We start from the raw sequence: 21,238 nt of genomic DNA, 5'->3' as shown, positions 1-21,238 counted from the left end.
CTGACGGATGCGCTGGACGCGGCCGGCCCCGCACCTTATCACGAGAGGAAAGAACGAAGAGGGGCCGCGCGTGGCACAGAAAACGGAAAAAGACGTGGCAAACCTGTCAGCTGAAGACGCGCGGGCCGAGTTTCTGGCACTGGAAGAAAAACTGCGTGCGGCGGATCTGGCCTATCACCAGGCCGACGCGCCCGAGATCAGCGATGCGGATTATGATTCGCTGAAGCGGCGTTACCGGGCGCTGGCAGAGACGCATCCGGATCTCGCGGCGGCTGCCACACAGCTGGATGCGGTGGGAGCTCCGGTTGCCTCTGGTTTCGGAAAGATCTCTCATTCGGTGCGGATGCTCTCCTTGGGCAACGCCTTTGCCAACGATGACGTCAGCGATTTCGACCGCAGCATCCGCAAGTACCTTGGCTTGGGGCGTGACGCCGTGCTTGCCTATACCGCCGAGCCCAAGATCGATGGGCTGTCGCTGTCGCTGCGCTATGAACAGGGCAAACTGATCCAGGCCGCCACCCGCGGCGACGGCAGCATCGGTGAGAATGTAACCGCCAATGCAATGACCATCTCAGACATCCCGCACCAGCTTGAAGGGGCGCCGGAGGTGCTGGAGGTGCGCGGCGAAGTTTATATGAGCCACGCGGATTTCGAGGCGCTCAATGCGCGTCATGCGGAACGCGGCGGCAAGAGTTTTGCCAACCCGCGCAATGCCGCAGCCGGATCTTTGCGGCAGCTGGATGCGGAAATAACCCGGGCCCGGCCCTTGCGTTTCTTCGCCTATAGCTGGGGCGAGCTGAGTAAGGATTTGGCGGAAACGCAAATGGAGGCCATAGCGCGCCTGCACGCTCTGGGCTTTCAAACCAACCCGCTGACCCGGCTGTGTGCGTCGGTGGAGGAGATGATCGCCCATTACCGCAGCATCGAGGAACAGCGCGCGACACTGGGCTATGACATCGATGGTGTGGTCTACAAGGTCAACGATCTGGCACTTCAGGGGCGGCTTGGGTTCCGCTCCACCACGCCCCGCTGGGCGATCGCCCATAAGTTTCCGGCAGAGCTCGCCTGGACCCGGCTGGAGGCGATCGACATCCAGGTCGGCCGCACCGGCGCGCTGAGCCCGGTTGCCCGGCTCACCCCTGTGACCGTAGGCGGGGTGGTGGTGTCGAACGCCACCCTGCACAACGAGGATTACATTCAGGGCCGTGATTCAAAGGGTGAGGAAATCCGCGGCGGCAAGGACATCCGCATCGGTGATTGGGTGCAGATTTACCGGGCCGGTGACGTGATCCCGAAAGTGGCGGATGTGGATCTGTCCAAGCGCTCCGCGGATGCGGTGCCATATGCGTTCCCGCAAACCTGCCCGGAATGCGCCAGCCCGGCGGTGCGCGAGGAAGGCGATGCCGTGCGGCGCTGCTCCGGCGGCATGATCTGTCCGGCGCAATCGGTTGAAAAGCTAAAGCATTTTGTATCCCGTGCGGCCTTTGACATTGATGGTCTGGGTGCCAAGCAGGTAGAGCAGTTTCATGCCGATGGATGGATTAAAGAGCCTGCGGATATCTTTGATTTACAAAAGAATTACGGGTCCGGACTGCCGCAGCTGAAAAACCGTGAAGGCTGGGGGGAAAAGTCTGCCGAGAACCTGTTTGCCGCCATCGAGGAGAAGCGTACCATTCCCTTGGCCAAGCTGATCTTTGCCCTGGGCATCCGCCATGCTGGCGAGGTTGCAGGCCGTGATCTGGCGCTGCATTACCAGGACTGGCAGGCAATGGCGGATGCAGTTGACGCCGCACGCCCGGCTGCGCTGGCGCACCGGGCAGCGGATGAGGCTGAAGAGGCTGAACGCCAGGCTGCCGCGGACGCGGGCCGCCGTGCCCGGATATCAGACACCCGGGCCGCTGCTGTCGCGGCTCGCGATGTCCCGGCTGAGGCCGCTGCCGCTTGGGCGGACCTCATCGGAGTGGATGGAATCGGCGCGGTGCTGGGCCTGTCTCTGTCCGACGCGTTTGCCAACCCTGAGGAGCGCGCGGCTTTTGACCGGCTGGTGGCAAAGCTGACCATCGTTGCGCCGGATGCACCGGCTGCAGAAAGCCCGGTGGCGGGCAAAACCGTGGTCTTCACCGGCACGCTGGAAAAGATGACCCGTGCCGAAGCCAAAGCGCGGGCCGAGGCGCTGGGGGCCAAGGTCTCCGGCTCGGTGTCCAAAAAGACCGATATTCTGGTGGCGGGTCCGGGCGCGGGGTCCAAGGCCAAAAAAGCGGCTGAGCTGGGCATCCGGACAATGGATGAAGATGGCTGGCTGGAGCTGATTGCAGAAGCATGAGCGGGCGTCCCGAGATCCTGTTTCCGCTGTTCGCCGGGGCCGAGACCTTGCAGGGGGTCGGCCCGAAGACTGCGCTCTCTCTCGCTCAGATAGAGATAGAAACGCCGCGTGACCTATTGTTTTCACTGCCGTATTCGGTGGTGGACCGGAGGCGGCGCGAGACTATTCGCGGGGTGGATCTGCCCGCCGTAATTACGGTTGAAGTGACCATTGGCAGCCACCGTCCGGCCCGGAACCGCGGCGGCGCCTACCGCATTCATGCGGAAGACGCGGAGACCGGGTTCCAGCTTGTCTTCTTCCACGGCCGCAGCCGGTATCTGGAGGCGCAGTTGCCCGAAGGAGCGCGCCGCGTGGTCTCGGGCAAGCTGGAGCTATTTGACGGGCTGGCCCAGATGGTTCACCCGGATCATATGCTGCCGGTGGAAGCGGCGCACGAAATCCCGGAATTTGAGCCGGTTTACAGCCTGACCCACGGGGTCACCCAAAAGACCATGTACAAGGCGGCGCAAAGCGCGCTGTCGCGGATGCCGGAGCTGGCCGAATGGATCGATCCGGCGCAGATGCTGAAGGAAGCCTGGCCAGCTTGGCATGAGGCGCTGCAAACGGCCCATGCACCGCGGGGCCCCGATGATTTGGACCTGCAGGCGCCGGCCCGGGCGCGGCTGGCCTATGATGAGCTGTTTTCCCATCAGCTGACCCTGGCGCTGGCCCGCCAGACCGAACGCAAAGTCCGCGGCCTTCAAAGCAAGGCCACAGGACGGATGCAATCCCGCGTGCTGAAGGCGCTTCCGTATCACCCGACCGGCGCACAAGCCCGCGCGATCGCGGAAATTTCTGCGGATATGGCCTCGGACAAACGGATGAACCGGCTTCTGCAGGGGGATGTCGGATCTGGTAAAACATTGGTTGCTTTCATGGCTTTGCTGGTCGCTGTTGAAGCGGGCGGGCAGGGGGTGATGATGGCGCCCACGGGTATTCTGGCACAGCAGCATATGGAGGGGCTTGCACCGCTGGCCGAGGACGCTGGTGTGGTGATTGAGATCCTCACCGGTCGCGACAAAGGGGCGGAGCGCAAGGCCAAGCTGGCGGCGTTGAAGCGCGGCGATATCCAAATCCTGGTCGGCACCCATGCGGTGTTCCAGCAGGATGTGGAATTCCGCGACCTGCGGCTGGCCATTGTTGACGAACAGCACCGGTTCGGGGTGCGCCAGCGGATGGAGCTGGCGGAGAAAGGCAAGGGCGCGGATGTCTTGGTAATGACCGCCACACCGATCCCGCGCTCTTTGGCGCTGGCGCAATATGGCGACATGGATGTCTCAGTGCTGGACGAAAAACCGCCGGGGCGAAAGCCGGTCAAGACAGCTGTGATCAGCACCGAACGGATGCAGGAGGTGGTCGATCATCTGCGCCAGGCCATATCAGAAGGGCGTCAGTGCTACTGGGTCTGTCCGCTGGTCGACGAGTCCGAGCTGAGCGACCTGACCGCGGCGGAGGAACGGTTCAAGCATCTGCGCGCCATTCTGGGCGAAGGCACAGTGGGACTGGTGCATGGCCAGATGCCGCCTGCCGAAAAGGACGCCGCAATGGCGGCTTTTCAGGCTGGGCAGACCAAGGTTCTGGTCGCCACCACGGTGATCGAGGTAGGAGTGAACGTGCCCAATGCCTCGATCATGGTGATTGAACGGGCTGAGATTTTTGGCCTGGCGCAGCTGCACCAGCTGCGCGGCCGGGTGGGACGCGGCAGCGCCCAGTCGACCTGTCTGCTGATGTATCAGCCGCCGCTGACCGAAGGCGGGCGCAAACGGCTGGAAGTTCTGCGCGAAACCGAGGACGGCTTCCGCATTTCGGAAACCGATCTGCAGATGCGCGGGGCGGGCGACATGATCGGCACCGCCCAATCGGGCTTGCCGCGGTTCCGCATTGCCGATCTGGAACGTCAGGCCGGGCTGATGGCGGTGGCGCAAAGCGACGCGCGGTCGCTGCTGGCCGCCGATCCCACACTGGAAAGCAGCCGCGGCAAGGCCGCCCGCGTTCTTCTGTGGCTGATGAAGCAGGACCAGGCAATTCGATTAATTTCAGTGGGTTAACGGGAATTCTTCTGCTCGTTCCCCCTGTGGTGTTCCCTTCAGTTCGCAAATGTTCTCAAAAAGTTCTTTACAGGTGTCCGCAAAGATGAGAACAAAGGGGCAACAAACTTGCCAGAGAGCGAAGAGACTGACCGGAGGAGGCCCGAGCCATGATAGCCCAGATCAAAACCACCATTCAGAATGCCCACTCGACCTTGCTGCAGGACGCTATTGGCGCGGCCTCTTTGATGGTGATGCTGGTGGCTGCGTTGCACCTGCCCGGGCTGCTCTGACCCGCTCTATTCATTCCTGATTGCATCTGTTGTGCCGGGCCGGCCCTTTCCTGTCCCGGACTGCCCGAGGGATCAACCGCCTGTCCCGATCCCCAATTGGATTGCCTCAATATCCAGCCTGGCCTGCCCGGGTCCCGCGCAGCAGAGCATGACTGCCGCCGCCATCCTGCCCGGATGCGCGGCGGTTTTTTTACCTGAGGGGGAGGAAATCACGCAGCCTTGTGCTTTGCGCAGGTGCAGGCCCTGGTACGGATTTTCCGCATCACATTTGCAGGGGAGCAAAGGCCCGCATCAGGCGCATTGCTCCTTGGCGGCGGTTTGCATCGCCTCCAGCGTTGCCTCCAGCGCCAGCATAATCGAGGCATGGCGGTTTTTGAACTCGCGTGCGGGCTGCAGAACTTCCAGCCCGTCAAATGGCGCGTCCGGTACCGGGCCGTTTTGGGTTAGCATCGCCTTCAGCTGGTCGCGGGCGGTTTCGACCTCTTCCAGCGAGCGGCCGACCACATGGGCGCCCACCACGGCGGCCGAGGCCTGCCCCAGCGCGCATGCCTTTACGTCCTGGCCAAATTCCGCGATCCGCCCGTCTTCCACATAAATGTCGACAGTCACGGCCGAGCCGCAGAGCGGCGAGCGTTTTTTGACAGTTGCACTGGGAGATTCAAGCCTGTCGAGATGCGGAATATCCGCGGCCAGCGCCAGAATGCGTGTGGAGTACAGCTTGATCAGATCACTTTCGCCAGACATGTCTTCCCCGGGCTTTCCCTGCTTGGTGGTTCCCCATATATAGGGAGCCGAACAGCAGATGCAAAAGGTTTTTGCCTATGTCTATAGCCGCGCCCTTTGATCCCGCCAGCCTGGTATTTAATGATGCCGGGCTGATCCCCTGCATTGCGCAGGACCAAGCCTCGGGCGAGGTGCTGATGATGGCCTGGATGAACGCCGACGCGGTGGCGCGCACGCTGGAGACCGGAAGGGTCACCTATTGGTCGCGCTCGCGGCAGTCATTCTGGGTCAAGGGAGAGACGTCCGGCCATCTGCAGGAGCTGGTGGACCTGAGGGTGGATTGCGACCGGGATTGCCTGCTGGCGCTGGTGCGCCAGACAGGGGCGGCGTGCCACACCAACCGGCGGACCTGTTTCTATACCGCGGTGCGGAATGGGGAAGAGCATGAGCTGATGAAACCGATGGAGTGACGGGCAACGGCCCTGACGGGGCGTGCCTCCGGCGGGAGTATTTTCAACCAGAAAGAAGCGGCAAGTCTACCATTCCGCGGATGTCCTGCGGGGTGGCGCCTTGGGCGCGGTATTTGGCGATGGCGCGGGCGTCGTCGCGCTTCGCTAGGCGCTTTCCAGCCGCATCGCGGATCAGGCGGTGGTGGTGGTAGACCGGGGTGGGCAGGCCCAGAAGGCTTTGCAGCAGGACGTGGATCTGAGTTGCCTCAAACAGGTCGGCGCCGCGCACCGCGTGGGTGATGCCCTGATCCGCGTCATCGATGACAACTGACAGGTGGTAGGAGCTGCCCATAGTGCGGCGTACCAGAATGATATCGCCTGCAGCTGTGATCAGCTGGTCCGGGTCCAAAGCGTGGAGGCCCTGAAACTCCGCTCCGGTTTCAGTGAAACCGCGCAGCTCAGCAGTTTTGACGGCTTTTTCCATATTCAGGCGGATCACGTCACGGTCTGAGGTTTCAGATGTCTGCCGGTTACGGCAAGTGCCGGGGTAGATGCGTCCGTCGGGGCCGAACTGCGGCACGCCCTCCTGGGGGGCGCCGGCGGCTGTTTCAATATCAGCGCGGTTGCAGCGGCAAGGGTAGGTGAGCCCCATGGCAGTCAAGCGCTCCAGTGCGGTGCGGTATCGCGGCAGCCGGTCCGATTGCCGCATCACCGGCTGCGGCCAGGCCAGGCCAAGCCAAGCGAGGTCCTGATAGATCTGTTCCTCCCAGGCGGCGCGCGCACGCGACTGGTCGATGTCTTCGATCCGCAGCAGGAAGGTGCCGCTTTCAGCCTGCGCCATATCATGTGCCAGCAGTGCCGAATAGGCATGGCCGAGGTGTAAGGGTCCAGTGGGTGAAGGCGCAAAACGGGTGGTGAATGTCACGCTTTCTCAATCACGTAAACGGTAGACTTAAGGTTGATACCGGGCAGGTGGTCGCCGTATTCCCTGAATAGCAGCCGGGCTGCCGAACAGTCCAGCCAATCATTGAGTTTACCGGTATAGGCGCGGTCCTCCAACGCGTGGTCATTGTAGGAGAAGGCAAACAGCCCGCCACGGTCCAGCGCGCGCATGATAATGTCGAAAGTGGCGGGCGGGGCCGCCCCCTTGCTGAGCAGACCGCAGCCTATGATGGCGCGGTAGGCGCCCGGCTTGACCGGCGTCTTGTCGGCAACATCCAGTTGGGTCAATTGCCGGTAGGTGTCCTTGGCCCGGGCCTGTGCCAGCATTTCGGGCGAGGGTTCCAAGCCGTCGACCACCTGATATCCGGCGAGGCGCAGCGCCAGGCCGGACAGGCCGGTACCGCAGCCGAAATCGAGGATCGGCGCGTCCGGCTCCGGCAGGTATTTCCACAGTGCCGTCGCGATCCGCCCCGGTGTGGCATAGCCGTTTTCAGCGATTTCCGCGTCATAGGAGGCGGCCCAGCTGTCATAATGGTCCCGGGTCGCCTCTTCATTTTCCAGGCTGTAGGAGCTGTCGAGGAACTTTTTATTCATACCCCGATCCTAGACCCGCAGTCTGCGCAGCGTCTAGGGAAAGTTGCTGAGCCAGTCCTGCCAGACTTCTTTGGCGCGGTCGGTATAGGCCTTGTAGCGGTCCTTGCGGCCGCGGCGGCCGCCCTTGAGGCCGTCCACCGGGCGGAACAGGCCGAAGTTCACATTCATCGGCTGGAACGTCTTGGCCTCGGCGCCGCCGGTAATGTGGTGGATCATCGCCCCCATGGCACTGTCCTGCGGCACGGCTGGAAGCTCCCGGCCAAGGATTTCTGCAGCGGCCAGGCGGCCGGCCAGCAGGCCCATTGCGGCGCTTTCCACGTATCCCTCAACCCCGGTGATCTGGCCGGCAAACCGGATGTTCGGTTTCGACTTCAGCCGCATCTGCGCGTCCAGCAGAGTGGGTGAGTTCAGGAATGTGTTGCGGTGGATGCCGCCGAGCCGGGCAAAGCTGGCGTTCTCCAGCCCCGGGATCATTTTGAACACCTCGGTCTGGGCGCCGTATTTCATCTTGGTCTGGAAGCCGACGATGTTGAACAGCGTTCCCAGCGCGTTATCACGGCGCAGTTGCACCACAGCATGGGCCTTGACGTCAGGCTGATGCGGATTGGTCAGGCCCACCGGCTTCATCGGTCCGTGGCGCAGGGTCTCGCGGCCGCGTTCGGCCATCACTTCGATCGGCAGGCAGCCGTCGAAATAGCCCGCGGTCTCGCCGTCGTGAAACTCAGTTTTGTCAGCTGACAATAATGCGTCGATGAAGGCTTCGTACTGGTCCTTGTCCATCGGGCAGTTGAGGTAGGCAGTCCGCTCTTCCTCGGTCTCGCCCTTGTCATAGCGGGACTGCATCCAGGCCTGCGACATGTCGATCGACTCGGCATAGACGATCGGTGCGATGGCATCGAAAAAGGCCAGAGCCTCAGCCCCGGTTTCCGCCTGAATGGCTTGACCCAATTCCGGTGATGTCAGCGGTCCGGTGGCAAAGATCCAGTGGCCGTCTTCGGGCAGGCTGGTGATTTCCTCATAGGAGACGGTGACATTCGGATGCGCCTTCAGCTTGGTTGTCACAGTTTCAGCAAAGGGATCCCGGTCCACGGCCAGCGCACCGCCGGCGGGCAGGCGGTGTTCGTCCGCGGTGGCCATGATCAGCCCGTCTGCTGCGCGCATTTCCCAGTGCAGAAGGCCCACGGCATTCTGTTCGTCATCATCCGAACGGAAGGAGTTCGAACACACCATCTCGCCCAGGTTGCCGGTCTGATGGGCAAAGGTCTCTACCTTGGGGCGCATTTCGTGGATCACCACGGGTATGCCCATGTTTGCCGCCTGCCAGGCCGCTTCGGACCCGGCCATGCCGCCGCCCACGATATGCAATGTCTGTGCCGAATGATCTGTCATGCCCGCCACATAGGGCAGGGGGCGGGCTGGCGCAACAGGCTTGGCTGTCCAATAGCAGCCGCAAAAGCTGCTGCAATGCGCATGGGGTTTGCGGGGAGAGTGCGAATTGACCGGGAGTGAGAGAAATTTGGGGCCGCCGCTGCGGGAATGGTGCACCGGTGAGAGAGAACCGGTTGGAGAGACCCTTCCGCAGCAGCAGCCCAAATTGTGCCGGTCAGTGATTAATCAGTGGCCGTGCCCAATCTTTGCCATCTTTCCGCCCGAATTGAAAGGCGTTTGGCTGGCGTCTTAAGGAAACAATATGTGCGGATTGGTAAACAAAGCCTAAAATTTTCGAAGAATTCCGGGGGTCAGGCCGGAATTCCCGTGCATTTATCCGTAGGGATCAGCTTTCCTGCCAGTCGGGGGCGCGTTTTTCGATGAACGCCGCCATGCCTTCGATGGTGTCGCGGTACATCAGATTCTCGACAATCACCCCGCTGGTATAGGCGTAAGCCTGATCCAGCGGCATTTGCAGCTGTTCGTAGAACGCCTGTTTTCCGACCTTCACTGCGGCCCCCAGTTTCGACGCGATGGTTTCGGCCAGCCGGGTGGTTTCGGCCTCCAATTCCTCCAGTGGCACGGCGCGGTTGGCCAGGCCCAGATCCACCGCGCGGGCGGCATTGATGAACTCACCCGTGGTCAGCAGCTCAAACGCCTGCTTGCGGGGGATATTACGCGAGAGTGCTACCATCGGGGTGGAACAGAACAGCCCGATGTTGACCCCGTTAACCCCGAATTTTGTGTCTTCAGCTGCCACCGCCAGATCGCAGGAGGCAACCAGCTGGCAGCCCGCTGCCGTGGCGATGCCATGCACCTGCGCAATCACCGGCTGGGGCAGGGATTGCAGGCCGGTCATCACACTGGTGCAGCGGGCAAACAGGTCCTGGAAATAGGCCTTGCCGCCATCCTCCGCCGTGCGGCCCGCGGTCATCTGCTTGATATCATGGCCCGCGCAGAAGCCTTTGCCGGTGCCGGACAGGATCACCACCTTGATACTGCTGTCTTCCCGCAGGGCGTCGATCTGCCCCTGCAGCGCGGCAAGCATCTCGTCCGACAGGGCATTCAGCTTTTCCGGCGTGTTCATCGTCAGCCGGGCTATCGCCCCTGTGTCGTGACGTTTCAGAATTGTCATCTTGCCCTCCTCGCAAATCTCGGGGCAACTCTAGGCAGGGTTAGGGGAAAGGGAAAGCATGGCGCTGGCATTTGATGTCGCAGGTCTGACGGATTACCTGCATGAGATCTTTCCGCAGGTGAAAGACGATTTTTCCATCGACGCGATGGACGAGCAGGGCCTGCGGATGCGGCTTTTGACAGCCGAGCGGCATCTGCGGCCCGGTGGCACCGTGTCCGGCCCGTCGATGTTTGCGCTGGCGGATTGCGCGATCTATGCGCTGATCCTGTCGCGGCTGGGGCGTGAGGCGCTGGCCGTTACCACCAATTGTTCGCTGGATTTCATGCGCAAGCCCGTTGCAGGCGCGGATGTGATCGCCGAGGCGCGGCTGCTGAAGCTGGGCCGGGTTTTGGCGGTCGCCGATGTGCTGATGTATTCCGAAGGGCTGGGGGAGCCGGTGGCGCGCGCCAGTATGACCTATTCGATCCCGCCTAAGCGTTAGAGTGCGGTGGCAAAGGGCTGGCCGACCTTCACCAGCGTTTCCCGCCCTTTGGCGCTGTTTGCCACCAGATCATCGGCAAAGCGGACCTTGCCGGGCTCAAACACCACCACCACGGTGGAGCCGCCGAATTTGAAATAGCCCTTTTCGTCCATCTTCTGCACGTCGCCAGCGGTCCGGGTGTTGACGATACTGCCCACGCCAAAGGCGCCCACTTCGACAAAACAATAGGTGCCGGCAGTCTCCGTCTCAACCAGCGTCCAGGACCGCTTGTTCTCGCCGAACACATCCGGTCCGGCACCGAGCGCAATCGGGTTCACTGAGTGCAACGCACCGGCAATGTCCTGGGCGCCGGTGATCCGGCCTCCGGCGGGGAAATGGTAGCGGTGGTAGTCCGCCGGGCACAGCCGCACGATGGCCAGGGCGCCGCCGATGAAGCGGCCGGCAATTCCCGGTAGCATGGTGCGGATTGACATCGGGTGGTCTTTGACAGGGATAAATATGTCCTCGGCCAATTCCGGGAACACCAGCACCCGGCCATCGGCTGGGGAGACGATTTCATTCGGGTCATCGCTGAAAGGCCGGGATTCGGGCTTCAGGCGGCGCACAAAGAAATCGTTGAAACAGCTATAGCTGTCTGCAGGTGCGGTGGCCTCATCCATGTCGATCGACAATTGGTCAATCACCGTTCCGATCTTGCCTTTGGAGAACCGCGAGCTGAACCAGGCGCCCATCAGACGGCTGATCAGGCTGGAGCGGAACAGCAGCTTTTCCACCGGCCGGGCGCTGGCGTTCTGATAGGCCCAGCGGATCCATTTCTCGCCCAGCACGGCCTCCTCAAAGGTCTTGCCGGTGTCGCGGTCTACGACAAAGATAGGGTCGCGCTGCATCAGGTTCACTGCCTCTGGTTTCGTTCTGCTGCGCGTAGCAAAGCGAGGGCGCCGGGCCAAGGGCAGAATTCAGCTGAGCTTGCCGCGCAGCCAGTGAATCTGGGCCTTGGCTTCCTCAGTGGCGCTTTCGGCATCGGGAAACACACGGCTGCCGTGGTGGCCAATGCTGTACCAGCCGCGGCCATCTTCTGGGTCACGGCGGAACTCATCAAAGCCATACGTTTCATCTGGTCGTTCAAAGATGTCTACGCAGATCATCTCGCCGTCCAGGTTGACCGATCGGATTGTTTTATTGATATGCGCCAAGTGTCCCTCCGCTTGCGGAGAAGCAACCAAGCGGAGAGGGCGGGACTGCAAGCGTCAAAACTGCGTAAATGAAAAAGGGGGCCGAAGCCCCCTTGCGCATCCCCTTACGGGAACAGTTTTTTCACATAGTTCGGCAAGGCGAATGCGGCCTTGTGAACTTCCGGATTGTAATAGCCGGTGTCGATTCCGGCAGCAGCATAACGTGCTTCCAGATCAGCCAGGCTGGCGTTGCGGGCCTTGTCCGAGTGGCTGCCCCAGCCAAAGGCCATCGGCCCGCCAGCGTAAGTCGGCACGGTCGCCAGATAGCAGGAGGCATCGGCAAACAGCGCCTGAAACGCGCGCAGTGTGCCAGTGAGCTCGTCGCCCTGCATGAACGGCACGCCGTTCTGGGTCACGATGATGCCGTCTTCGGTCAGCGCACGCGCGGCATGGCCATAGAAGGTGTCGGTGAACAGCACTTCGCCGGGGCCGATCGGGTCGGTTGAATCGACAATGATCACGTCGAACTTTTCGGTGTTCTCTTTCATGAAGAGCGCACCGTCGTTGATCACCAGATTCAGACGCGGATCGTCAAACGCGCCGTCGCTCAGCATCGGCAGGTATTCTTTGGAGAAATCCACCACGCCGCCGTCGATCTCCACCATGGTCACATGCTCGACCGAGGTGTGGCGCAGGGCCTCGCGGGCCATGCCGCCATCGCCGCCGCCGATGATCAGCACGCGCTTTGCAGCGCCATGTGCCAGAATCGGCACATGGGTCAGCATCTCGTGGTAGATGAAGTTGTCGCCTTCGGTGGTCTGGACCACGTCATCCAGCGTCAGAATGCGGCCGAACTGGCCGTTCTGGAACACTTTCAGGCGCTGATGCTCGGTGTTGCTGTCATAGAGCATTTCATCTACGCGCAGGGCTTGAGCGTAATGCGCGTGCAGGCTTTCCGTCACCCATTGCTGTTTGCCGGCCTGTTTGGCGGTGTCGCTCATGCCGCAACCTCTTTGGCAATCAGCTCCTCGCCGCGCAGCAGTTCGCGCACTTCCACCATGTCGGTGGAGAAGGCCTGTTTCAGCACGTCAACGGCTTTCCACGGCTCGGCGTCGCCGCACATGAAGACGTCAAAGGCGCCATAGCCGATTTCAGGCCAGGTGTGCACCGAGATGTGGCTTTCCGCCAGCACGGCCACACCGGAGACGCCCTGCGGCGAAAACTTGTGGGTGTGGATGTGCAGCAGGGTGGCACCGCAAACGTCCACGCAGTCGCGGAACGCTTTCTGGATGCGGGCTTCGCAATCCAGGCCGGTGCCTTTCATAACTTCGATGATCAGATGGGTACCGGCGAACACCTTGCCATCCTTGCGGATGAAATGGTCTTCGCGGTCCGAGTCCACAACGGAGTCGATATTCGCGGCTGTTACACCGCGGGCGGTATCTTCCTCATGGGCGCCTGTCTCCAGACCGATCCCCAGTTGGAAGAGGTTGGCGTCTTTCATGACACTCCCCTTCGTTCCAGTAGATGACAATCCAGCCGGCCCTTAGCGCCCCCCCGGATAAGAGTCCGGGGTTGGGATCGGTACCGAAAGTGAGGCGCATTTAGGCCGGGGGGAAGATTCGATCAACCTCTAATTTCTGCATAGCCGGTAACACGCGGGAACCTGCATCCTGCGGATCATAATGCCGGGCAAAAAAAGGCCGGGGCGAACCCCGGCCGTCAGGTTGTTCTTTTGCCCGGGGGATCATGGGCGCCAGAACGGAAGAGTGGCTTCATAATGGGCGTCCTGGCGGCTCACCCCGATGTCCTTAAGCTGCGCATCGCTCAGATGTTGCAAACGAGCTCGTGTGCAGTGGCGCAGGCTCCACTTGGTCACCAGGACGGCAAAGGATACGGCCCATTGCGCCAGTACCGGCAGGCCCGGGCGGCTGATCAGATAGGACATGTTCGAGTGTGCCATTTGCGTGTGCTGTGCCATGGGAGGCTTCCTGTATTGTGTTGATACAATCCTGTTGATTTGTCGTGATGTTTTGATACAAAGAGGCGATCGTATTGTCCAAGGATGGATTGTAATGGGTACAATTTGGCCGCAAAGCCTGAGTGAGGCAAAAGGTCCCAAGTACAAAAAGGTAGCAGATACAATCCGGTCTGCCGTCGATTTGGGCAGTTTGAAAACTGGTGCAAAGCTGCCGCCGGTGCGCGACCTTGCGTATCAATTAGGCATTACACCCGGCACCGTTGCCCGCGCCTACAGTATTTTGACTGATGAGGGTGTGCTGGAGGCTGAGGTCGGGCGCGGCACCTTTGTAGCCGAAAAGAAAAAACCGGTGCCCGATGACGTATGGTCGCGGCAGCTGCATTTGCTGGAGGCGCGCGATCCCGGCCATGTCAGCCTGTTCAGCCCGCGCATCGCCGATATGGGGCAGGTGGCCGCGATGCGCGAGGCGCTGCACAAAGTGGCCGAAGGCGAGGCGCGCAGTTTTCTGAATTATCCGACACGGGACGCCTATCTGCCGGTGCGCCAGGCAGCAGCAGCCTGGGTGAGCCAATCGCCGGTCGGCCCGGTCAGCGAAAGTGACGTGGTGCTGACACATGGCGGCCAGAACGGGCTGATGGTGGTGCTGCAGGCAATCCTGACCGGGCCGCAGCCGGTGATCATGGTCGAGGACCTCACCTATGCCGGGTTCCGCCGCGCCGCAGAGCTGCTGAGGGCGCAGGTGGTCGAAGTTGCGATGGATGAACACGGGATCCGGCCGGATTCAATGGAGCTGGCGATCCGCAAGACCGGCGCCTCGGTGCTGTGCACCAGCCCTGAGGTTCACAACCCCACCGGGCTGCACACGCCGCTGGAGCGCCGCAAGGAGATTGTCCGGATCGCCCGCCGTCATGAGGTGCAGATCGTCGAGGACGACTGCTACCGGTTGGGGGAGACGCGGACGTCCAGTTACCGGGCGCTGGCGCCGGAACTTGCCTGGCATGTGTCATCGATCTCCAAGATCCTGACACCAGCCCTGCGCGTCGGTTTTGCGCTGGCGCCCGAGGGCCGGTCCACAGAGCTGCGGCGGGCGGCGGAATACGGGTATTTCGGCCTGGCGCAGCCGCTGGCCGAACTGCTGCGGATCCTGCTCACCGATCCGCGGCTGCCTGACCTGGTTGCGGCGGTGCGCGGGGAGATGGCCCGTTATGTCCGGGTGGCGGTCAACGCGCTTGGCGCGTTTGATCTGACCTGGAACCCGGACGTGCCCTTCGTCTGGCTGCGGCTGCCCTCGGGCTGGCGCGCTGCCGCCTTTACCCGCGCTGCAGAGGCGAACGGGGTGCAGATCCGCTCGGCAGATGAATTTGCCCTGCGCGACGGCCGTGCACCGCATGCGGTGCGCATCGCCATCAACGCGCATGTGCCGTTGCGGCAGTTCGAAGAGGCGATGCTGCGCCTGCGCGCCCTGCTGGACAACCCGCCGGAGCAAATCAGTGTGTGATTTATTGGGGTATTAATATACCTATTTTGCAAGCCATTGAAAAAGAATGGTTTTATGTCGATCACCCCTGTTGACGTGCTTCTTTGTTGCCCGTAAACCCCCTCCATCGCATTCAGGCAGTTCCTTTCGGGGAATCTGCCGTCACGACAAACAGGATTGACCTGCCATGAAAACCTTCTCTGCTACTCCGGCAGACATCGAGAAGAAGTGGATCCTGATCGACGCCGAGGGCGTTGTTCTGGGCCGTCTTGCCTCGATTGTTGCCATGCGCCTGCGTGGCAAGCACAAAGCGTCCTTCACTCCGCATATGGATATGGGCGACAACGTCATCATCATCAACGCCGACAAGGTGCAGATGACCGGCAAGAAGCGCGAAGAGCACTTCTACTGGCACACCGGCCACCCGGGCGGCATCAAGTCGCGCACCAAACAGGAAATCCTGGAAGGCGCGCACCCGGAACGCGTTGTGACCCAAGCGGTCAAGCGCATGCTGCCGGGCAACCGTCTGAGCCGTCAGATCATGACCAATCTGCGTGTTTATGCCGGTGCCGAGCATCCGCATGAAGCACAGGCCCCCGAAGTTCTGGATGTTGCATCCATGAACAAGAAAAACACCCGGAGCTAATGTAGATGTCTGATCAGATCAACACTCTTGAAGACCTCGCAGCTGCAACCGGTGTGGAAGCAGTGGCCGAAGAAACCATCACACGTGAGCCGGTTCGCGACGAACTGGGCCGCGCCTATGCCACCGGCAAGCGGAAAGATGCGGTTGCCCGCGTCTGGATCAAGCCGGGTTCCGGCAAGGTCGAAGTGAACGGTTTGGAAATCAACAAGTACTTCGCCCGTCCGGTGCTGCAGATGATCCTGCGCCAGCCGTTCCAGGTTGCCGGCGTCGAAGGCGAATTCGACGTTTACGCCACCGTTAAGGGCGGCGGCCTGTCCGGTCAGGCCGGTGCGGTCAAGCACGGCATCTCCAAAGCGCTGCAGCTTTATGATCCGGCTCTGCGCGGCGCGCTGAAAGCGGCAGGCTTCCTGACCCGCGACAGCCGTGTTGTGGAACGGAAGAAATACGGTAAAGCCAAAGCCCGTAAGAGCTTCCAGTTCTCCAAGCGTTAACTTTCACGCTATTGCTGTTTTTTGGAAAGGGCCGCCTGATGGGCGGCCCTTTTTGCTACGGGAGCGGACGATTTACCGGCGCCGTTAACATTTTCGCAGAAATAACGTAACATGGCAGGCGCCGCCTTCAGTTGGGGTGACTGCCATGCCGCAATCCATCTATGAAAAATACGGCGGTTTCAGTGCCATCAGCCGGGTCGTGATGACTTTCTATGAGATGGCGCTCGATTCCGATCAGATCGGCGATTACTTCGCTGATGTCGACATGGCGCGGCTGATCGACCACCAGACCAAGTTCATTTCTTCGCTGCTGGGCGGGCCTGCTTCCTTCAGCGACGAGCGGCTGGAGGCGGTGCACCGGGCCCTGGCTATAACCCACGATGATTTTGATGAAATGGGCGCGCTTCTGAAAGCAGCGCTGGAGCAGCACGGGCTGTCAGAACCGGATGTCCGTGCTACGCTTGCCTTGATTGAAACCAAACGCAACGTCATCGTCCACCGGGACGCCGCATGAGCATTGCCGCCATCAACGAACAGCTGCTGCGTGCTATTGGCGTAGGGGTTGCCGTTGTCCGCGTCTCTGATCTTGGGTTTGTCTTTCACAATCAGTCCTTTGCAGAATGGTTTGGAACACCCGGCTCTGACGCGGCGCTGACGGATGCCATTGAGGGATTGCAGCTCCAGGAACTTGGCCAGCTGCGGGCCGAAGGACGGCGCTATTCGGCGGAACTGAAGATCAAGCGTAAGAGGCGGACGCTGGTTTTTGCCATCAATATCTCGCAGGCCAGCCATCTGAACGAGGCGCTGCTGGTGGTTGAATGCCAGAACATCACCCGTATCCGCGAGCTGGAAAGCATGATCGACAGCTACTCTGCCATGGTGGAGCGCAACACCCGCGAGCTGGAGCGGGAAAAGGAGCGGGTGGAGCGGCTGCTGCTGAACCTGATGCCGCGCTCGGTCTATGAGGAGTTCAAGACCTTCGGCGTGGTCACCCCGCAGCTTTACTCCAAAGTTTCGGTTGTGATGCTGGATTTTGTCAATTTCACCGACTTCGCCTCCCGCACCGATCCGACGGTGACTCTGGGAGAGCTGATCGATATTTTCACCGCTTTTGACCGGATCGTCGAACAATTCGGCTGCGAACGCATCAAGACCATAGGGGATGCTTATCTGGCGGTTGCCGGAATGCCGGAACCAACGCCGGACCACGCCACCGCGGTGGCCCATTGCGCCACCCGGTTCCTGCGCTACCTGGACCGGCGCAATCTGAGTCATCAGCATAAATGGCAGGCGCGCATCGGCTTGGGAACCGGCTCGGCTGTCGGCTCCGTGGTGGGCATTCAAAAGTATGTCTACGACGTTTTCGGCCCGGCTGTGAACCTGGCCTCGCGTTTGCAGGTCTTTGCCAACCCGATGAAAATTGTCGCCCCGGAGGAAATGAAAGAAGCCTTGGCGGAAGAGTTCCGCGTCACCGACATCGGCCCCGAAGAGATCAAGGGCATAGGCGAGGTGCATCTGGTCAATGTCGGCAACGAATTGAGCGCCCCGCAGCCCCGCAGCCGGTTCTGAAGGACCGGCATCAAGGGGCGGGGTTTAGTCGTCGGATGCGATCAGTCCCAGCCCGCGCAGGTAGATGCCGATGCCGCTTTCCAGCAGATCTTCGGGCGGGAAGGGGGAGGCAGCGCCGGGTGAATTCCTTGCATAAAGCTCAACCACCCCGTGGCTCATCGCCAGCACATGGGCCGAGAACATCGAGGCCGGCGGGCGTTTGCTCTCCGGAATATGCTGGCTGAGGTCGGCGGCGGCGCGTTCCAGGATCGCCCGTGCCCGGGCGGCGGCATCGGCCAGCTCAGGAGTCCGGTTCACAGAAATTCCGCTTTCGAACATGGCGATGTAGTGGCCGGGATGCTTGCGGGCAAAGGCGAGATAGGCGCGGCCTGTTGCCTCAAATGCGGCCAGCGCCGAAGGCTGGTATTTGTCATAAGCGTGCTGCATCAGGTCGGCAAACATCACATAGCCCTGCCGTCCGGCCTCGGCGATCAGGTCCTCGCGCCCCTTGAAATGACGGTAGACGGCGGCGGGGGTGACGCCGGCCTGCTTGGCTGCTTCTGACAGGGTGAAACCGGTCGGGCCCTTGGCCTCAATCAGATGCAGGGCTGCTTCGACCAGTGCCTGGCGCAGATTGCCGTGATGATAACCGCGTTTAGTCATCCCAGATATCCGGGCCTCCGCAAATTCCCTGGTCCCGTTCGCCAATCGAGCCGGTGTCTTTGTTGCTGTAGCTGACCCCGCGCAGCACGCTGCGCACCGCCGCCAGCCGGGCCCGCCGTTTGTCATCGGACCGAATGACGGTCCAGGGGGCCTCTGCACTATGGCTGCGCGCGAAGGTTTCGGAAATGGCGGCGCTGTATTCGTCCCATTTGTGCAGCCCTTCCACGTCGATCGGGCTGAGCTTCCACTGTTTCAATGGGTCGGACTCGCGCGACAGCAACCGGCGCAGCTGTTCTGCCCGGCCAACGTTCAGCCAGACCTTGAACAAATGCACGCCATCGTCAGCCAGCGCCTGTTCAAAACCTTGAACCTGATGAAAAAACCGTTCGCGCTGTTCGTCGGTGCAGAAGCCAAAGACCTTCTCCACCACGCCGCGGTTGTACCAGCTGCGGTCGAAAAAAACGATTTCGCCGCCTGACGGCAGATGCTGTATATAGCGCTGGAAATACCATTGGCTTTGCTCGGCCCTGGTGGGTTTGGACAGGGCCACGACCCGTGCGCCGCGGGGGTTCAGATTCTCACGGAACCGTTTGATTGTACCGCCCTTGCCGGCCGCATCGCGGCCTTCAAAAACGATCGCAATACGGGCGCCGCTGGACTTGACCCAAGCCTGCAGCTTGACCAGCTCGATCTGCAGCGCCTCCAGCTCTTTTTCATAGGCCTTCCGCTTCATCCGCTCCCGGTGCGGATAGCTGGGGCTCAGGATCTCGTCATTGTCCGCACCTTTGATGGCCCTGCGGATCTCATCCGGCACGCCGGTCTGGTAAAAGCGGCTGATGGCTCCGTCAAATGGCAGCGGCATGAGAAAAACCCTTCTGTCCTCAAACTCTTATATGGGTAAGGAGTATGGAATGTGAATCGTTTTAACGCAATTGCGCGCGCAGGGCGGCCCGCCGCACGGCTGCGGCCACGTCTTCTGTGGCCACATGCTGCGGCATATGCCCGATGCCGTCCAGCAGGGTCAGCTGTGCGCTGTTCACATTCCGGGCCAGGCCCCGGGCATGAAGCTCCGGGCTGACCAGGTCGTCAGCGCTGCCGTGAAGAACCTCCACGGGGACCGAGATTTCGCCATAGCGCGGCGCCAGTTCAGTCACTTCGTCCAGCAGGTTCGCCCTTTGCCGGGCATTCGCGCGCAGGGACCCGCGCCGCAGCGTCAGGCTAGGGCCGAAATGCGCGGCATAGCCTTCGGGCACGGCTTGCGGGGCAAAGACGTCCTGAAGCGAGCGGGACACCGCAAAGCCTGGCACAAAGGCGGTCAGCAAGGGCACCACCACCGCACTGCCTGCGCGCGAGGACGTGACCCGGTAAAGCGGATCCAGCGGTGTGGCCCAGGGGTAGGCGACACCGGCCACTGTCACCAGCGCCGAAACGCTTTCCGGGCGGTCTACCGCCCAGGCCAGCGCGACCGCGCCGCCATAGCTTTGCCCCAGCACAATGGGCCTGTCCGCCCCCATCTGAGCCGCGGCCTGTTGCAGCAGGGCGGCCTGCTGCCGGATGCTGGCCCCGGTGGCGTTGATGCGGTCCGAATATCCCAGGCCGGGCCGGTCGAAGATCAGGATGCGGAACTCCTCCGCCAGAGCCGGTGCCAGGCGGAAGGTCATATCGCGGGTATTGCCGCTGGAGCCGTGAATCAGCACCAGATCCGGCGCGCTGCCTTTGGGGCAGCCCATCTCCACCACATGCACCCGGTGGCTGCCCACCATCAGAATCTGCCCCGAAGGCGGGTGGCTTGCGACCGCCGCAGCCTCGCGGCGGCCCGCTTGCCAGACGGTCAGCGCGGCAGCGGCCGTCAGTGCAAGGCCCGCATAAATCAGCACCTTACTGGCCGATCTGGTCCATTTCATATGCCGTGGTCTGGTAGATCTCATTGATCCAGTTGCCATAAAGAAGATGCGCGTGGCTGCGCCAGCGGTTTAGCGGCTGCTGGCTGGGGTCATCGTCCGGGTAATAGTTGCCCGGCACGTTTATCAGGGTGCCATTGGCCACGTCCCGGTCGTACTCCTGCTTCAGCGTGTCGTTGTCATATTCGAAGTGGTTAAAGATATAGAGCGCCCGGTGCGCCTTGTCCTCAACCAGGCAGGGGCCGACTTCGTCACTGCCCAGCAGCGTCTGCAGCCCCGGTGCCGCGTTGATTTCTTCCTGCTTCATTTCCGTCCAGCGGCTGACCGGGATCACGAAATCATCCGAGAACCCGCGCAGATAGGGCGAGGCCGGCGCCAGGTTCCGGTGCCGGAAGCAGCCAAACGCCTTGTGATCCAGCATATGCTTTTTCACGCCGTGGAAATGGTTGATCATCGCCATGCCGCCCCAGCAGACGCCAAAGGTGGAATGCACGTTGGTCTGCGTCCATTCAAACACCTCGCGCATCTCGTCCCAATACGTCACCTCGGGGAAGTCGAGATGCTCAATCGGCGCGCCGGTGATGATCAGACCGTCGAACTTCTCGTGCTTCACTTCCTGAAAGGGGCGGTAGAACTCGGCCATATGCGCGGCGGCCGTGTTCTTGGTGCGGTGCTCGCTCATCCGGATCAGGCTGAGTTCAATCTGCAGCGGCGTGGCGCCGATCAGCCGGGCAAACTGATTCTCGGTTTGGATCTTCTTGGGCATCAGGTTCAAGAGCCCGATGCGAAGGGGACGGATATCCTGACGCGCCGCCTGATCCGGCGACATCACCATCACGCCTTCGTTCGTGAGAACGTCATAGGCGGGGAGGTCTGCGGGAATCTTGATGGGCATGTCAGTGTCCTGATTTGCGGAAGTTTGTGC

24 protein-coding genes are annotated in these 21,238 nt (G+C 61.5%); 10 read left to right on the top strand and 14 right to left on the bottom strand.

Going from position 1 to position 21,238, the window contains the following annotated elements; genetic code table 11:
- Positions 1-103: 103 nt before the first annotated feature.
- The 3 genes from ligA (at position 104) to METH_RS25160 (ending at position 4,682) form a co-directional block, all read left to right on the top strand.
- On the top strand, positions 104-2,323 hold the full coding sequence (gene ligA / locus METH_RS09690) for an NAD-dependent DNA ligase LigA (RefSeq protein ID WP_044008620.1): 2,220 nt from the start codon (positions 104-106) through the stop codon (positions 2,321-2,323).
- Positions 2,320-4,410 carry an ATP-dependent DNA helicase RecG gene (gene recG, locus METH_RS09685; protein WP_024090280.1) on the top strand — a complete coding sequence of 697 codons (2,091 nt, stop codon included), beginning with the start codon at positions 2,320-2,322 and terminating at the stop codon, positions 4,408-4,410. Before ligA ends, recG begins: the two co-directional genes overlap by 4 nt.
- 149 nt (positions 4,411-4,559) lie before the next feature.
- Positions 4,560-4,682, top strand: a complete 123-nt coding sequence (locus tag METH_RS25160; protein ID WP_024090279.1) for a hypothetical protein — start codon at positions 4,560-4,562, stop codon at positions 4,680-4,682.
- Between the two features lie 291 nt (positions 4,683-4,973).
- Here METH_RS25160 and METH_RS09680 read toward each other — a convergent pair whose 3' ends face one another.
- Positions 4,974-5,426 (bottom strand): iron-sulfur cluster assembly scaffold protein, encoded by a 453-nt coding sequence (locus METH_RS09680; protein WP_024090278.1) that lies wholly within the window; start codon positions 5,424-5,426, stop codon positions 4,974-4,976.
- A 77-nt stretch (positions 5,427-5,503) separates the two neighbouring features.
- Between METH_RS09680 and hisI the strand changes: the two genes are divergently transcribed.
- On the top strand, positions 5,504-5,875 hold the full coding sequence (hisI, locus tag METH_RS09675; protein WP_024090277.1) for a phosphoribosyl-AMP cyclohydrolase: 372 nt from the start codon (positions 5,504-5,506) through the stop codon (positions 5,873-5,875).
- Between the two features lie 43 nt (positions 5,876-5,918).
- Here hisI and gluQRS read toward each other — a convergent pair whose 3' ends face one another.
- The 4 genes from gluQRS to METH_RS09655 form a co-directional block, all read right to left on the bottom strand.
- The gene (gluQRS, locus tag METH_RS09670) at positions 5,919-6,779 is read right to left on the bottom strand and encodes a tRNA glutamyl-Q(34) synthetase GluQRS (protein WP_024090276.1); all 861 of its coding nucleotides are present in this window, start codon (positions 6,777-6,779) and stop codon (positions 5,919-5,921) included.
- Positions 6,776-7,390, bottom strand: coding sequence for a class I SAM-dependent DNA methyltransferase (locus METH_RS09665; RefSeq protein WP_024090275.1), 615 nt, complete (start codon positions 7,388-7,390; stop codon positions 6,776-6,778). The genes gluQRS and METH_RS09665 overlap by 4 nt, the downstream gene beginning before the upstream one ends.
- A gap of 33 nt (positions 7,391-7,423) precedes the next feature.
- A complete protein-coding gene (trmFO, locus tag METH_RS09660; protein ID WP_024090274.1) occupies positions 7,424-8,779 on the bottom strand; it encodes a methylenetetrahydrofolate--tRNA-(uracil(54)-C(5))-methyltransferase (FADH(2)-oxidizing) TrmFO in 1,356 nt (451 codons plus the stop codon).
- Between the two features lie 385 nt (positions 8,780-9,164).
- Positions 9,165-9,953, bottom strand: a complete 789-nt coding sequence (locus tag METH_RS09655) for an enoyl-CoA hydratase (protein WP_024090273.1) — start codon at positions 9,951-9,953, stop codon at positions 9,165-9,167.
- 58 nt (positions 9,954-10,011) lie between these two features.
- On the opposite strand from METH_RS09655, the gene METH_RS09650 reads away from it, so the two are divergent.
- A complete protein-coding gene (locus METH_RS09650) occupies positions 10,012-10,434 on the top strand; it encodes a PaaI family thioesterase (protein WP_024090272.1) in 423 nt (140 codons plus the stop codon).
- Here METH_RS09650 and asd read toward each other — a convergent pair.
- From asd to METH_RS09625, 5 genes are all read right to left on the bottom strand, one after another.
- The gene (gene asd / locus METH_RS09645; protein WP_024090271.1) at positions 10,431-11,321 is read right to left on the bottom strand and encodes an archaetidylserine decarboxylase; all 891 of its coding nucleotides are present in this window, start codon (positions 11,319-11,321) and stop codon (positions 10,431-10,433) included. The two genes, METH_RS09650 and asd, sit on opposite strands and share 4 nt — an antisense overlap.
- Before the next feature lie 69 nt (positions 11,322-11,390).
- Complete coding sequence (locus tag METH_RS09640; protein ID WP_024090270.1) at positions 11,391-11,627, bottom strand: hypothetical protein; 237 nt, start codon at positions 11,625-11,627, stop codon at positions 11,391-11,393.
- A gap of 104 nt (positions 11,628-11,731) precedes the next feature.
- The gene (speE, locus tag METH_RS09635) at positions 11,732-12,607 is read right to left on the bottom strand and encodes a polyamine aminopropyltransferase (RefSeq protein WP_024090269.1); all 876 of its coding nucleotides are present in this window, start codon (positions 12,605-12,607) and stop codon (positions 11,732-11,734) included.
- Complete coding sequence (gene speD / locus METH_RS09630) at positions 12,604-13,110, bottom strand: adenosylmethionine decarboxylase (RefSeq protein WP_024090268.1); 507 nt, start codon at positions 13,108-13,110, stop codon at positions 12,604-12,606. The genes speE and speD overlap by 4 nt, the downstream gene beginning before the upstream one ends.
- 243 nt (positions 13,111-13,353) lie before the next feature.
- Positions 13,354-13,569, bottom strand: coding sequence for a DUF1127 domain-containing protein (locus tag METH_RS09625; protein WP_245602977.1), 216 nt, complete (start codon positions 13,567-13,569; stop codon positions 13,354-13,356).
- Between the two features lie 112 nt (positions 13,570-13,681).
- On the opposite strand from METH_RS09625, the gene METH_RS09620 reads away from it, so the two are divergent.
- The 5 genes from METH_RS09620 (at position 13,682) to METH_RS09600 (ending at position 17,770) form a co-directional block, all read left to right on the top strand.
- Positions 13,682-15,085: an aminotransferase-like domain-containing protein gene (locus METH_RS09620; RefSeq protein WP_024090266.1), complete on the top strand. Its 1,404-nt coding sequence runs from the start codon at positions 13,682-13,684 to the stop codon at positions 15,083-15,085.
- A gap of 166 nt (positions 15,086-15,251) precedes the next feature.
- Entirely contained in the window at positions 15,252-15,710 is a 459-nt protein-coding gene (gene rplM, locus METH_RS09615) for a 50S ribosomal protein L13 (RefSeq protein ID WP_024090265.1), read from the top strand.
- Between the two features lie 5 nt (positions 15,711-15,715).
- Positions 15,716-16,201: a 30S ribosomal protein S9 gene (gene rpsI, locus METH_RS09610; protein ID WP_024090264.1), complete on the top strand. Its 486-nt coding sequence runs from the start codon at positions 15,716-15,718 to the stop codon at positions 16,199-16,201.
- A gap of 145 nt (positions 16,202-16,346) precedes the next feature.
- Positions 16,347-16,715, top strand: a complete 369-nt coding sequence (locus METH_RS09605; RefSeq protein WP_024090263.1) for a group I truncated hemoglobin — start codon at positions 16,347-16,349, stop codon at positions 16,713-16,715.
- The gene (locus METH_RS09600; protein WP_024090262.1) at positions 16,712-17,770 is read left to right on the top strand and encodes an adenylate/guanylate cyclase domain-containing protein; all 1,059 of its coding nucleotides are present in this window, start codon (positions 16,712-16,714) and stop codon (positions 17,768-17,770) included. The genes METH_RS09605 and METH_RS09600 overlap by 4 nt, the downstream gene beginning before the upstream one ends.
- A 24-nt stretch (positions 17,771-17,794) precedes the next feature.
- Here METH_RS09600 and METH_RS09595 read toward each other — a convergent pair whose 3' ends face one another.
- From METH_RS09595 to metA, 4 genes are all read right to left on the bottom strand, one after another.
- Entirely contained in the window at positions 17,795-18,412 is a 618-nt protein-coding gene (locus METH_RS09595; protein WP_024090261.1) for a TetR/AcrR family transcriptional regulator, read from the bottom strand.
- A complete protein-coding gene (ppk2, locus tag METH_RS09590) occupies positions 18,405-19,274 on the bottom strand; it encodes a polyphosphate kinase 2 (protein WP_024090260.1) in 870 nt (289 codons plus the stop codon). Before ppk2 ends, METH_RS09595 begins: the two co-directional genes overlap by 8 nt.
- 61 nt (positions 19,275-19,335) lie before the next feature.
- On the bottom strand, positions 19,336-20,316 hold the full coding sequence (locus METH_RS09585) for an alpha/beta fold hydrolase (protein ID WP_044008381.1): 981 nt from the start codon (positions 20,314-20,316) through the stop codon (positions 19,336-19,338).
- Positions 20,291-21,208, bottom strand: coding sequence for a homoserine O-acetyltransferase MetA (gene metA, locus METH_RS09580; RefSeq protein WP_024090258.1), 918 nt, complete (start codon positions 21,206-21,208; stop codon positions 20,291-20,293). The genes METH_RS09585 and metA overlap by 26 nt, the downstream gene beginning before the upstream one ends.
- Positions 21,209-21,238 lie beyond the last annotated feature (30 nt).

Source organism: Leisingera methylohalidivorans DSM 14336, assembly GCF_000511355.1.
In the GTDB taxonomy this organism is placed as follows: domain Bacteria; phylum Pseudomonadota; class Alphaproteobacteria; order Rhodobacterales; family Rhodobacteraceae; genus Leisingera; species Leisingera methylohalidivorans.
This window is presented reverse-complemented; position numbering and strand designations above follow the sequence as displayed.